Source organism: Niastella sp., from assembly GCF_045805085.1.
Taxonomy (GTDB): domain Bacteria; phylum Bacteroidota; class Bacteroidia; order Chitinophagales; family Chitinophagaceae; genus Niastella.
Genome location: NZ_JBJMLX010000422.1, coordinates 1 through 13,113 on the forward strand (window position 1 = coordinate 1; position 13,113 = coordinate 13,113).

Here is a 13,113-nt window from a genome sequence, read left to right on the forward strand (position 1 = left end):
GGGATGTTTTTGTCAATACCGCTTACGGCTATTGTAAAAGTTATTTTCGACCGCATTACTCCGCTGAAACCATGGGGATTTTTATTGGGCGATACCATGCCGCCCATTGGGAAAACTATTTTTAAAACACCACCGCGGGTTAATAAGAAATGAAGTAAGAGGTAAGAAGTAGGAAATATGAAACTCGCGAATCCCATCCCATCATCTCAGACATCCCATCTATCTCAGTTCAGACAAACTCCCAGGCGCTTTGATAAGCATTGCGGTCCTGCGCCCAGCTAATGAAGTTGTTATAGAAATCGAATTGCGACAGGGTAGCGCTGTCACCAATAACTACCAGTTTTTTACGGGCGCGCGTCATAGCCACGTTCATGCGGCGGATATCACTCAGGAAACCGATGCGGTTATCGGGATTGCTGCGCGTCATGCTGATGTAAACAATATCGCGTTCCTGGCCCTGAAAGCTGTCGATGGTATTGATAGCGATCTTATGCCCATAAGCCTGTAAGGCCGGCGAGCTTAAGAATTGTTGTTTCAATGTATCTATCTGTTGCTTGTAAGGCGAAATGATGGCGATGCTGGGAAAGTTCTCGGGTTTATAATGACTATCCAGCGAGGAAACCAGTTGAGTAAGATGCCTGAATAAAAAGGCAGCTTCCTCTGGGTTGTAGGTGCTGGTTTGCTCCGTCTTTTCATCGAACCCGCAACCTGCTGTATCAACAAATACCAGCGGGTTGTCGTTGTTGAACAATACATGCCTGGCAACGGACGCATGCGCTATTAACCGGTCATCATAAAACGTACTGGAAGAATAACCCATGATCATTTCGTGCATGCGGTACTGTTCTTCCAGTAACACTACTGATTCCGGATGTAACGCCACGCATTTTTCCAGCAGGGTAGTGGCCAGGCCGTTTTGGGCGGCTTCGGCGCTTTTTACGGTAGGCGGTAACTGGCAATGGTCGCCGGCCAGCACCACTTTTTGTGCTTTCAGGATGGGGATCCAGCAGGCAGGTTCCAGTGCTTGTCCGGCTTCGTCAATCACCACCGTATTGAACTTCAGGTTGCGTACGGTATAATGGTTGGCGCCCACCAGCGTAGCGGTGATCACCTGTGCTTTGGCTACCAGGTCCTTAATGATATATTGTTCAGAATTGTCAACCTCTTTCATGATGTTGCGCGCTTCGGCAAACAGGGCTTTGCGCTGGTCGCGTTCGGCCTTACCGAAATGGCGTTTATACTTGTGGGCCATATCCATGAAAGCCGACGCCTGTTTTTTCATGCGTTTTATTTCTTTCATATGGCTGTGTTCCGCCATCTTGTAATCGAGGGTAAGCGATAACAGGCGTTCCGATACCCGCGCAGGGTTCCCTACCCGTAATATATTCAACCCTTCATCACTTAACTTTTCGCTGAGCAGGTCAACGGCGGTATTGCTGGGCGCCACTACCAGTATTTGCTGGTTATCTTTTTTGATCATGGCCTTGATGGCCTGCACCAGCGTAGTGGTTTTACCCGTTCCCGGCGGACCATGCACAATGGCCAGGTCATTGGCCTGGAGTATTTTATTTACAGCTGCCTGCTGCGAAGAATTCAGGGAGGGAACCATAACCGGGGCGCTGTTTTCGAACGAAGGCGCCTTGTTACCGGTGAGTATTTGAATCAACCGGCCTTCCGCTGGTTTTTCAGACAGGGAAGCAGCCAGTTTGCAGGCGTTCTGCATTTCATCATAGCTGTTCTCATCAAACAACAGATCGATACCCAGTTTGCCATCGCTGGCCCAGTCGGGCAGTTCATCGGTGCGCAGGGTGATCTTGAGGCGGTTGCCATTCACAAACGTGATGGTGCCTTCTACCTTATTACTTGCTGCATCGTGGTTCGAGAACAGTACGGCGGGCATGCCAAAACGTAACTGGTGTATAACATCGTGATGCGTGGTGCGTTCCACTTCAACTGTCAGGTAATCGCCCCGGCTCATTTCCTGGTCGCGGATGGCGATGGGGTACCAGGTCAATCCATTGGCCCTGCGTTGATTTACAGATGTTGTTTGAGTAAGTTTTAAATATAATTGCCGGTCTTCTTCACGTTCGGTCTTCAGCAAATCCAGCAGCCTTTTGAAATAATCCATCCGGCAAAAATAACGAATTGACAATACACCTCCGAAAGCCATGGAGTTGCTAAAATGAGAAAAACACCCTAAATAATTGATTTATGATAAGTTAACATTGATTTCGTTGGCGTATGAACATTTAATATTTAACTTTATTTTCCATTTGTATTACCCCCTTCCGTACATAAAGAAAGCTGCTGTGGACGCTCCATTGGTTTGGTATAGTATTATTTACTCTTTGAATTTGAAAAATGGTAGATGTATCAACCGAGATCATTATTAATCTCCCGAAAGAAAAAGTAGCCGAATTTGCTTCCTATCCGGGCAATGTGCCCAACTGGTGCACCCATATTAAATCGGTGGAATGGAATAATGATGCGCCCTTACGGGCAGGTGCAAAGCTTGTTTTCAATGGTCAGATCATGCGGCGCCCGCAGCAAAATGTATATGAAGTAGTGGAAATAATTCCCGGGCAAAAGGTGATTATGAAAAGCCGCAGCAATAACATGCGCATGGAAACCACGGTGGCCTGGCAGGCCATCAATGAAAATACCACGTGTATGACCCTTCGCAATCGCGGCGTTCCCATTGCTTTTTCAAAACCCATGGCGCCTTTGTTGAAACTGGCTATCCGGAATGTCAGCCGCCGCAATTTAAAACAGCTCAAAAAAATGCTGGAATTCAGCTACCGTCGGTTGGAAGTGTTGTAAAATAGTTATTTTTTACACATACTGGCGTTTACGAAAGGAAGGTATTATTTTAGTAAGATCAAACTTTGATCTATGAAAAACAATACCGGCCAAAAGTTCATGCAGTACGTGTACAGCAACTACACGGGCAATTTTATAGGCTTTGCCATTGGGATGGCCTCTACCCGTCTTGTAGCGCATTTCTTTACAACCCGCAGTATAAAAAACCTGTGGGGACTCACCGCCAAAAGAACGGTGGTGGACAAACAAACCTTTAGCTTTATGGAATGGGCCATCTCCATTATCATTGGCTTCCTGGTGTTTGAGATCATTTCAAAATGGGTTAAAAAGAAATTGAACCCCTACCTGTTGAAGTATAAAGGTTATCTGCCTTCAGACTGGGTGGGTGAAGAAGAAGTGGCGCCTGCAGCGGCCGCGGTTCAACCCGTTCCCGTAACTGTTCAACCGGTAGCGGAAAAAGCAATTGGGGCTTCCGGTGAAAATGCCGGTTAAACTGAAATAATTTAATAAGTCTGTATAAAATAGAACCCCCGCTAAAAAGCAGGGGTTTTTTTGTTTGGCTTGTCTAAGACGCATATAAATTAATCAAAGCCTATATGTACCCGTTCTCTATTTATAATTTGATTGCAAAAATTCTTGCGCAAAAGACGTGCTTCCTCTTCGGCTTACCTGAAATCAGGCGTAGACAAAGTATGGACAACCCATTAAAAGTAGGCAAGGCAAAGGCTATTCGTTTTTCAACGCCGGAGGAGATTTGTAAAATGCCTAATTGCCAACCGGGTGATATCCTGGAATATATGAATGATGAGGACTATGAGAAATTGATTGGAAGATAGAAAACCCTTTCCCAGTTATTCCGCAATAATGATTTTCACTCCTTTTTCTTCCAGCTGCCTGATGGCTTCCATCGGTGCGCCGGCATCGGTAATAATATAATCAACCTGGTCGGGCCCGCAGATGCGGCCGATGCCGCGGCGACCAAACTTGGTGCTATCGGCCATCACCACTACCTGTTGCGCTACCTGGATCATTTTTTTATCAAGGCTGGCCTCTGCCAGGTTGGTAATGCTTAAACCAAACTCCGGTTCAATCCCATCAACCCCCATAAATAACAACCCACAGGAAATATCTTCGAGCAACCGTTCTCCAAAGGCGCCCGCAGCAGAGGCTGAGCTGTGATGGATCAGTCCGCCAATTTGCAATATGTCTACATTGGGCCGGTTACATAGTTCTATCGCTACCCGCAGAGCAGGAGTGATTACCGTTATATGTTTGGAAGGGTACAGCGACTGCGCCAGTTCAAATACCGTAGTGCCGGAACCAATGATAATGCTGTCGTTCTGACCCAGCAGGGAAAGCGCCGCTTTGGCGATCTTTTTCTTTTGATCTGCATTGATGAACTCCTTCTCATTGATGGGGCGTTCAACTGCATAGGGATTATGGATAGAGCCACCACCTTTTGTTCTGAACAACAGGTTCTTTTCCTCCAGCAACTTCAGGTCTTTGCGAATGGTAACGCCCGAAACCTGCAGTTCCTCACTGAGCTCCTGAATATCTACCCGTCCTTGTTCCTGTAATTTCTGAATAATGAGCTGGTGTCTGTCTGTAATCGTCATTGACTGGGATTTATGAAATGATTGGGATTTATGGGATGGGTGATCAATGATCCCATAAATCCCAGTCAAATCTCAGGAATTTTGTGTAAAAAGCTTACAGACCCTTTAATTTTTTAAAAAAGGATAATATGAGCGCACTCAATTGTGCGCATAAATGTGTTTAATTAATGGTTTAATAATGTTTAATTGTGTTTATTTATGTTTAATTTGGTGTCATCGTCGGTAGTTTTCAACCGAAGGAAGCTGCACGCTTTGGGTCATTTTAAGCCGTACTCTAGTACTTTTTTGCCTTGAAGGTTGTCAATTGTTTAATAATCGCGGTTGGATATATAGAAATTAAAACAAAATTTAAAGTGATTAGACAATTAAACAATATGAAAACTTTACCTATTAAAACTATGGTGGTAGCAGGCCTGATAGCCGTATGTATGATCCAATGTTCAAAGTCTTCTGCCGGCAACACGACCCCTAACGAAATCGATACTACCGGTCAAAAAGACGTACGGCAGATCGTCTTTGCCGATCAGTCGGTAAACCGGGTAGTGATTGCTGATGTAGATACCAAAAATGTGGTGTGGGAATGGAGCCCGGCCACGTCGAATGTGGCTCCCGGTGATGTGAAGTGGTTTGTGAACATGTCTGATGCCAAACCGGTGTATAATAATAAATATATCCTGGCCAATGCCTCTACCGGCGGTGTGGCGTTGGTGCGTATCGCCGATAAGAAAACGGTTTTTTATGCCTATGGCGGCAATGGCAATGTGCATTCAACAGAAGTGCTGCCCGATGGTAACCTGGTAATAGCCGCCAGTACCGGTAATTACCTGATGTTGTTAAGAATGGATACTTCCGCCTTGCCATACACTGGTTATACCAAAAAAATTGCAGTGAACGATGCGCATAATGTAGTGTGGGATAAAAAGAGACAGGAACTGTGGACCGCTTCCAAAAACAAGCTGTACGGCTTTACCTATAATTTTAATTGTGCAGCGCCCGATCTTACGTTGAAGGATAGCGTAACCCTGCCTGCATCTGGTTGTCACGATCTGTTTTCAGTGTACGGAAAAGATTCCTTGTGGTTATCAACCAGCAGTAAGATCTGGGCCATCAATCTGCAAACAAAAGCAGTGACAGAACAAAGCGCCCTGGCCCGCGTGAAAAGTGTTTCATCCGGACCCAATGAAAACTATCCTACCATTCTTATGCAGTCCATCGATACCGATCAGCAGTGGTACAATGATAAGGTGATAGATCTTAAGGGAAATACGGTGTTGCAATTGGCGGGGTTAAAGGCGTATAAGGGGAGATGGATGTTGGTTAATTCTTTTAGTTACGATGGTACTAGCGAGGTGCGGGTGTGTAAATAGTTGTGAGTTGACCAGTTGATCAGTTGACGAGTTGACGAGGGAAGGCAAGTTGATAGGGTTGATGGAGTTGATAGGGTTGATAAGTTAACAAGTTAACAAGTTGTAGAGTTGACGTGGGTTGATAGAGTTGATAGCGTATCGGGAGGATATTGAGTGATAGGAAAGGTTGAAAGGTTAAGGCGGGAACAGCGTTTTCACCATTGCCCACTGCCTATTGCCTTTTTTCTCTGCCGTCTGCCTGCCTAAGCTCCTGAATTCAATAACGATGCTCAACAATCCAAATGCTACAAAAAAACAACATAATGATTGCTGCAAACAAAACATTCGCCGATAAAACCGGCATTCCCATGTCCCTGCTATGGGGCTATGTAGGTATTCTCATATTCATGATGGGCGATGGTATGGAAACCGGCTGGTTAAGTCCGTACCTGAAAGCGCAGGGTATGACCATTGAACAAAACGCCACCCTGTTCACCGCCTATGGTATTACCGTAGCCATTTCGGCCTGGTTTTCCGGTGTGCTGGCAGAAGGGTTTGGACCCAAGAAAACCATGCTGGCCGGTTTGTTATTATACCTGGCCGGCACCACCGGTTTTGTTGGTTATGGGCTGGCGCACCTGAACTTCCCTGTTATGATCGCCACTTATGCCCTGCGCGGCTTTGGTTATCCCTTATTTGCGTATTCCTTTATGGTGTGGATCGCTTATCAAAGTCCGAAAGAAAAACTGGGCCGCGCCGTAGGCTGGTTCTGGTTTGTATTCACGGGCGGACTGAATGTGCTGGGCGCTTTTTATAGCAGCTGGGCCATTAAAAGCCTGGGCTACATCAACACTTTATGGAGTTCCGTTTTCTGGGTGTTGATCGGCGCATTCTTTGCGTTGCTGTTGAATAAAGCATCTTTTAAAACCGGTTCAAATAAAAACGATGCGGGCAGCAAAACCCGCGAGTTACTGAAAGGGTTGACCATCGTTCAGGAGGAACCGAAAGTATTGATCGGCGGTATCGTGCGCATCATCAATACCACGGCGCAATTTGCGTTTCCGGTGTTCCTGCCTATGTACATGGAAAAACATGGGTTTGATACCACTACCTGGTTACAGATCTGGGGCACCATCTTTACCAGTAACATCATCTTCAACCTCATCTTTGGTTTTGTGGGCGATCGCCTGGGCTGGCGCAATACCATTATGTGGTTTGGCGGCATTGGTTGCGCTATCACTACATTAGCCTTGTACTATGTGCCACAAGCCGCGCCCGGTAATTTCACCATTGTACTGGCCGCCGGAATTTTATGGGGCGCCTGTCTGGCTGGTTATGTGCCACTCTCGGCGTTGGTTCCATCCCTGGTGAAAAAAGACAAAGGCGCTGCCATCGCCATCCTGAACCTGGGCGCCGGGTTACCGGTTTTTGTAGGACCTGCACTGGTGGGTTTGTTCTTTAGTTCAGTGGGGGAAGAAGGCATCATCTGGATCCTGGCTGTTCTATATTTTATCAGCGCCCTGTTAACAAAATTTATTACCCTGCCCGATAACGCCAAAACTTTGCACCAGGTAAAGGCAGATAACACAATAGTAGAAGCTACTCTATAACATACAGAAATAAAATCAACGCATTATGAAGATACTTGTGACGGCGCCGTACAATGATAACGGGTTAATAACATTGCAGGAACATTTTGGCGAGGTAATTTACAGACCCTGGAAACCAAATGGCCGGGCGTATTTTGCCGATGAATTAACGGCGTTGTTAACCGAAACAGCGGCCAGTGCATTGATAACCGAACACGATCATGTGACAGCCGACGTAATAAATGCGCATCCTCATTTACAATTTATAGGGGTATGCCGGGGAACGCCCTCGAATGTGGCCATTGAAACCGCCACCAAACACGGCATTCCTGTTTTTTATACACCCGCGCGTAATGCACAGGCGGTGGCGGAAATGTTTATTGCCAATGTAATCACTTTTATGCGTAATACACTGGCCGGGGTGGAATGGCTAAGAGGACGTAACTGGGCCGCCGGCGCGCACACTTCTTATCTGCAATTCAAAGGCACCGAGCTGGCTGGGAAAACAGTGGGCATGGTAGGCTTTGGCGCCATTGGTCAGCTCATCGCATCCATGCTGCAATGTTACCCTTGTCCTATACAGTTCTATGATCCGTATGTAACCACTTATGATAAAGCGTATCGCTCCGTTTCGCTGGACGAACTGTTTGCTACCAGTGATATTATTTCCATTCACCTGCCGGTGACGGAGGAAACAAAAGGGATCATCGATTATTCATTGCTGTCAAAGATGAGATCGAATGCAATATTTGTAAATACGGCACGTGCCGTAGTGGTACAACGGAATGATCTGTTGCGCGTGCTGGAAGAAGGTACTATTCGCGGCGCCATCCTCGATGTGTTCGATCATGAGCCGCCCGATGAAATTGATTATAAGATCATCGATCATCCCAATGTACTGCCAACGCCGCATATTGCAGGCGCTACCTTTGAGGTAGAAGATCATCATGTGACTATTTTAAACAAAACCCTGGTTGACTGGTACGTTGAAAATAAAAGAACCGGCGCCAGGCTGGCCAATAAAGAATTACTCACTGTTCAGATATAAGTTTACCATGACTGCAAAAGAAGCATACATAATCATTGATATCGGTACCGGGAATGTACGGGTGGCTGCTACCAGCGTCAATGGAACGGTATTGGGTGTGGCCCGGGAAGATATTCAATACATTCGTGACGATAAATACGCCGATGCCCTGTATTTTGATGCCAATGCCTTATGGAAACAGGTGAACGCGTTGGCCAAACAGGTTATTGATCAGTTGCCCGGCCTAACTGTTCGCGCTTTAACGGCTACCAGCCAGCGTGAAGGCATTGTGTTGTTGGGTAAGGATGGCGAATCGCTGATCGGTTTGCCTAATATCGATCACCGCGGCCGCGAGTGGGAAGAGATGGTGCCCGATAAAACGATCGTGTATAAACTCACCGGCCGGTATCCCACATCGTTGTTCTCCGCATTCAAATTAATAGGAATAAAAAAGCGCTGGAAAGAGATCTGGCAGAACACGGTCAATTTTGTAAGCATCAGTGATTGGGTAGAATACCAGTTGAGCGGCGTAATTAAATATGAACACTCGCAGGCTTCAGAAACCCTGTTGTACGATGTGCAATTCAGGGAATGGAGCGAAAACCTGTGCGATGTGTTTTCACTTGATAGTTCTTTACTGCCGCCATTAAAGAGTTCAGGTGAGGTGCTGGGACAGGTGTTGCCTGATATGGCCACTTCATTTGGGATTTCAAAAGAGGCGGTTGTAGTAGTGGGTGGCGGCGATACGCAACTTGCTATAAAAAGCACCCAGCCCGCAGTAGAAGACATTGTAATTGTATCAGGAACAACCACGCCAATTGTAAAGCTGGTTGATACTTATTTGCTGGATGCGCATCAACGTACCTGGACGAGCAGGGATATTGAACCCAACAGGCTGGTGTTTGAAGCCAATGCCGGGGTAACCGGGTTGAACTTTCAACGGTTGAAGGAGATCTTTTATCCCAACGAAAATTATTCGGTTATTGAGCAGGAGCTGGCAGCTACCAAAGATGCATTTTGTATGGCCTCGCTGGGTTCGCTGGTGGCCGATGAAAAAACACCGCTGATAAAAGGTGGTTTTATTTTTCCAACCCCGGTCTCGCACCAGTTAACGCGCGGACATTTTGTATGGGCTACCATCCTGGATATTGCCTGTTCCATTGCGGAGAATTATAAAATACTGTGCGAAGTGGCCGGTCACCAGCCCGATTATGTATGGGCCTGTGGCGGCGGTTTGCAAAGTGTTGCCCTGCGCAGTTTACTGGCCGGTTTGTTGAACAAGAAAGTGCAGGTGCGGCGCGGGTTCGAGCAATCATCGGTTATTGGCGGCGCCCTTATTTGTAATGAAGCATTGAAAGCCTCGGTAGCCTTCGATGATACCATTGAAACAATAGAGCCCAGGCAACAACAATATTATGCTGCGCTTTACAAAGAATGGAAGAAAACCAGGAGTTTTTTTAGAAGCATCTAATAACAAAGTAACCAACATGAATAAACCATATTTCATTGGTATAGATGTAGGAACACAGGGCGCAAGAGCAGTTTTAATAGATGCAACCGGAGAAGTGCTGGGCAGTGGCGAACAGGCATTTCCATTAAACAATCAATCCCGCGAAGAACAATCGCCGGAACAGTGGTGGCGCGATTGTATGTTGTGTTTACAACAGGTGGTAGGGCAGGTGAGGTCTACAATCAATCTGAATGATATTGTAGCCATTTCCGTTACCTCCACCTCAGGCACCATTATTCCGATCGATAAAAATAATGAGCCGTTGTACAATGCCATTATGTACAGCGATCCGCGTTCGGCCGAAGAAGCCAGCTATTGTAAGAAAGTTGCGTTGGCGGAAAACAGCAATGGCTATACCGCCTTTAATGCCAGCAGTGGATTGCCCAAAATGTTATGGTTCATCAACCGGTATCCCGGTAAAGTGGAACAACTGGGTAAATTCATTCATGCCGCTGATTTTATTATTGGCAAATTGTGCGGCCGGTATGAGGTGACCGATTATACCAATGCCCTGAAATCGGGGTTTGATGTGCGCAAAAAAGAATGGCCTGCCTACATTTGGGAAAAACTCCCCATTCAACAAAACTGGTTGCAAACGGTACAACCTTCCGGCACAGGCATAGCGAATATTCTGCCGGAGTTGGCAGCTGCATTGGGATTTCCCAAAACCATTCAGGTGGTAGCAGGCATGACGGATGGTTGTGCCGCACAGATCGCTTCAGGCGCTGTGCAGGTCGGCGACTGGAACACCACCATTGGCACAACGCTGGTAGTAAAAGGCGTAACCACGCGGGAGATCAACGATCCGCATGGCCGGTTGTATTGTCATCGCCATCCCGAAGGTTATTGGATGCCCGGCGGCGCCAGCAACACCGGGGCCGATTGGGTGACCCGTGATTTTGGTAATAACCTGGATGAATTAACAAAGCAGGCAGCTGCATTAGTGCCAACAAAGCACATGGCCTGGCCGCTTAAACAACATGGCGAGCGTTTTCCTTTTATAGCGCCGCAGGCAACGGGGTTTCATCCGGTTGGATTGCCACCCGCTGAACTGTTTGCCGCCTGTATGGAAGGCGTTGCCTATATTGAAAAGTATGCGTATGAAGTGATAGAACAGTTGTCGGGTGAAAGCGTATCCGCCGTATTCACCGCAGGTGGTGGCAGTAACAGCGAGCTGTGGTTGCAGATCAGGAGCAACGTGCTGCAATTACCCGTATACAAAATGAAACATGTTACGGGCGCCGTGGGTGCCGCCATCATTGCAGCGTCACAAACGCATTTTGCGTCGCTCACCGAAGCGGCCAAAGCATTAACGCAAATTGAAAAAGAAGTATATCCGCAATTGGGCGTGGTAGAGATTTACAAACAGAATTATCAGCAATTTATCGATCTCCTGGCCGGTAAAGGCTATATCAGCAAAACAGTATATGCTTAATATTTATTTGATCCGGCATGGGGAAACCGCCTGGAATGCCGATAACAACCGCTATTGCGGAAGAACAGATATTCCGCTTACCGAAAAAGGACTGAAACAGGCCGAAACCTTGCGTCAACAGTTATTATCCATAAAGTTGGATGGGGTTTTTTCTTCGCCGTTGCAACGGGCGTATATGACCGCGCAAATAGCAACCGGCGCTACCGTAATAAAAGACGAACGGTTGATCGAAGCCGATTTTGGCGGGTGGGAGAAAAAAACAAAAGAAGAATTTATGGCCGAGAATGCCCGGCTGTGGCACAATTGGATGAGTGACCCTGCCAACAACCGGGCCGGTGGTACTGGTGAAACCGGCACTGAGATCGTGCAACGGGTGGATGCCTTTTTTCAGTCGTTACAACAACAATATACCACTGGTAACTTCCTGGTGGCTGCCCATAATGGCGTGAACCGTTTATACCTGGCGCATAAACTGGGTATGCCGTTACGCAATTACCGCATGTTCTTTATGGAAAATTCCGCTGCCAGTATGTTTACGCTGGAACCGGATGGCGGTTTTATGTTGCGGTATCTCAATTCAAAATTCTGATTGAGAAGGGTGAGCCACCCTCCAAGGGTGACCCACCCTGAAAAAATAAATAACAAATAAAGAATGGATCGTCGAAAATTCATAACCCTCACTTCGTTAACCACTGCTCATTTGGCTACGGCCCAGGCCGGCATTAACAAATGGGCGCCTGATTTTACAGGCATTCCCTTTTATTCGGAGCTGAAAGAAAAATTTATAACACCCGGACAGGAATTTCAACCGGGTTGTTACTGGTGGTGGTTCAATGGCCTTATGGATAAAGAAGGTATTACGCGTGATCTGGAGGAATATAAGGCTAAGGGCATGGGCGAAGTGCTGATGATCAATTCCGCTGGTGGTTTGGGCGGTGCGAAGGTTCCGCAAGGCGCTTTGTTCTTATCGCCCGAATGGCGCGAACTATACCGGTTTGCATTGAAAGAAGCCAATCGTCTGGGAATAAAGTTTGGCGTGAACATGAGTTCCGGCTGGTGCATGGGTGGTCCCTGGATCCCGCCCCAACATGCCTGCCGCTGGTTCCTGCAATCAAAATTAACCGTTAAGGGCCCGCAAAAATTCTCCGGCAAATTACCATTACCGGGTAACCGCGACGGGTACGACAACCTGGTAAATGCGCCCGGCTGGAAAGAGTATATTGATCTGCCATTGGAGCAAATAGATTATCGCGATACAGCCATTGTAGCCATTCCTGCCGCCCCCGACAACAATCCTTTACGGACAGATAAACGATCGACGCTCTTTATTGCCAAAACTAACCGAAAAGATGCCAGCAACTTTATAAAAGCGAATGAAGTGATGACGCCGGTGTCAACACCCTGGGAAGCAATGCCCGGCGATCAACCCATTCCGGTAGATAAGGTGATCGATCTCACCGGCAAACTAACCGCCGACGGACAACTCGACTGGGAGGTGCCCGCCGGTGAATGGACCATCATTCGCACCGGTCATCGCATGACGGGTTCCAAAGTAATGATCGCGCAACCTGAAGCCAGTGGTCTTTCAGTTGACTGGTTAAGCCATATCGGTGTTGACCTGCAATTTGAAAATGTAGGAAGGGTGCTGTTGCAGGAAGCAGGCCAATATGCCGGAAAAACACTCAAATATTTCTGTGATGATAGTTTTGAAGATGGTTTTCCCAACTGGACAGAAAACATCATCCCCCAATTCAAAAAATACCGTGGGTA

At 47.0% G+C, this 13,113-nt stretch carries 11 protein-coding genes and 1 pseudogene; 10 read left to right on the top strand and 2 right to left on the bottom strand.

All coding sequences use genetic code 11. From position 1 onward, the window contains the following. Positions 1-229 precede the first annotated feature (229 nt). A complete protein-coding gene (locus ACJ751_RS22155) occupies positions 230-2,128 on the bottom strand; it encodes an AAA domain-containing protein (RefSeq protein ID WP_407747713.1) in 1,899 nt (632 codons plus the stop codon). 233 nt (positions 2,129-2,361) lie between these two features. On the opposite strand from ACJ751_RS22155, the gene ACJ751_RS22160 reads away from it, so the two are divergent. The 3 genes and pseudogenes from ACJ751_RS22160 to ACJ751_RS22170 form a co-directional block, all read left to right on the top strand. After that, positions 2,362-2,820, top strand: coding sequence for an SRPBCC family protein (locus tag ACJ751_RS22160; RefSeq protein WP_407747714.1), 459 nt, complete (start codon positions 2,362-2,364; stop codon positions 2,818-2,820). Between the two features lie 72 nt (positions 2,821-2,892). Continuing rightward, positions 2,893-3,312, top strand: a complete 420-nt coding sequence (locus ACJ751_RS22165) for a hypothetical protein (RefSeq protein ID WP_407747715.1) — start codon at positions 2,893-2,895, stop codon at positions 3,310-3,312. Positions 3,313-3,524: 212 nt separating this feature from the next. Beyond that, a pseudogene (locus tag ACJ751_RS22170) lies at positions 3,525-3,656 on the top strand (helix-turn-helix domain-containing protein); the annotation flags it as partial. Between the two features lie 15 nt (positions 3,657-3,671). On the opposite strand, the gene ACJ751_RS22175 reads toward ACJ751_RS22170, so the two are convergent. Further along, positions 3,672-4,436, bottom strand: a complete 765-nt coding sequence (locus ACJ751_RS22175; protein WP_407747716.1) for a DeoR/GlpR family DNA-binding transcription regulator — start codon at positions 4,434-4,436, stop codon at positions 3,672-3,674. Positions 4,437-4,810: 374 nt separating this feature from the next. Here ACJ751_RS22175 and ACJ751_RS22180 point away from each other — a divergent pair, with 374 nt between their 5' ends. From ACJ751_RS22180 to ACJ751_RS22210, 7 genes are all read left to right on the top strand, one after another. After that, positions 4,811-5,803 carry a DUF6528 family protein gene (locus ACJ751_RS22180; protein WP_407747717.1) on the top strand — a complete coding sequence of 331 codons (993 nt, stop codon included), beginning with the start codon at positions 4,811-4,813 and terminating at the stop codon, positions 5,801-5,803. A 302-nt stretch (positions 5,804-6,105) separates the two neighbouring features. Continuing rightward, positions 6,106-7,392: an MFS transporter gene (locus tag ACJ751_RS22185; RefSeq protein WP_407747718.1), complete on the top strand. Its 1,287-nt coding sequence runs from the start codon at positions 6,106-6,108 to the stop codon at positions 7,390-7,392. Positions 7,393-7,417: 25 nt separating this feature from the next. Further along, positions 7,418-8,419, top strand: coding sequence for an NAD(P)-dependent oxidoreductase (locus tag ACJ751_RS22190; RefSeq protein WP_407747719.1), 1,002 nt, complete (start codon positions 7,418-7,420; stop codon positions 8,417-8,419). Positions 8,420-8,426: 7 nt separating this feature from the next. Continuing rightward, positions 8,427-9,869, top strand: a complete 1,443-nt coding sequence (locus ACJ751_RS22195) for an FGGY-family carbohydrate kinase (protein WP_407747720.1) — start codon at positions 8,427-8,429, stop codon at positions 9,867-9,869. A gap of 16 nt (positions 9,870-9,885) precedes the next feature. After that, positions 9,886-11,343: an FGGY-family carbohydrate kinase gene (locus tag ACJ751_RS22200; protein WP_407747721.1), complete on the top strand. Its 1,458-nt coding sequence runs from the start codon at positions 9,886-9,888 to the stop codon at positions 11,341-11,343. Further along, on the top strand, positions 11,336-11,932 hold the full coding sequence (locus ACJ751_RS22205) for a histidine phosphatase family protein (protein ID WP_407747722.1): 597 nt from the start codon (positions 11,336-11,338) through the stop codon (positions 11,930-11,932). The genes ACJ751_RS22200 and ACJ751_RS22205 overlap by 8 nt, the downstream gene beginning before the upstream one ends. 63 nt (positions 11,933-11,995) lie before the next feature. Then, a partial coding sequence (locus ACJ751_RS22210) for a glycosyl hydrolase (protein ID WP_407747723.1) occupies positions 11,996-13,113 on the top strand: 1,118 nt, incomplete at its 3' end.

Coding starts and splice junctions, on each gene's coding strand:
- ACJ751_RS22195 (WP_407747720.1), top strand. CDS start 8,427: ATGACTGCAAAAGAAGCATACATAATCATTGATATCGGTACCGGGAAT.
- ACJ751_RS22155 (WP_407747713.1), bottom strand. CDS start 2,128: ATGGATTATTTCAAAAGGCTGCTGGATTTGCTGAAGACCGAACGTGAA.
- ACJ751_RS22185 (WP_407747718.1), top strand. CDS start 6,106: ATGATTGCTGCAAACAAAACATTCGCCGATAAAACCGGCATTCCCATG.
- ACJ751_RS22200 (WP_407747721.1), top strand. CDS start 9,886: ATGAATAAACCATATTTCATTGGTATAGATGTAGGAACACAGGGCGCA.
- ACJ751_RS22160 (WP_407747714.1), top strand. CDS start 2,362: ATGGTAGATGTATCAACCGAGATCATTATTAATCTCCCGAAAGAAAAA.
- ACJ751_RS22190 (WP_407747719.1), top strand. CDS start 7,418: ATGAAGATACTTGTGACGGCGCCGTACAATGATAACGGGTTAATAACA.
- ACJ751_RS22180 (WP_407747717.1), top strand. CDS start 4,811: ATGAAAACTTTACCTATTAAAACTATGGTGGTAGCAGGCCTGATAGCC.
- ACJ751_RS22175 (WP_407747716.1), bottom strand. CDS start 4,436: ATGACGATTACAGACAGACACCAGCTCATTATTCAGAAATTACAGGAA.
- ACJ751_RS22205 (WP_407747722.1), top strand. CDS start 11,336: ATGCTTAATATTTATTTGATCCGGCATGGGGAAACCGCCTGGAATGCC.
- ACJ751_RS22165 (WP_407747715.1), top strand. CDS start 2,893: ATGAAAAACAATACCGGCCAAAAGTTCATGCAGTACGTGTACAGCAAC.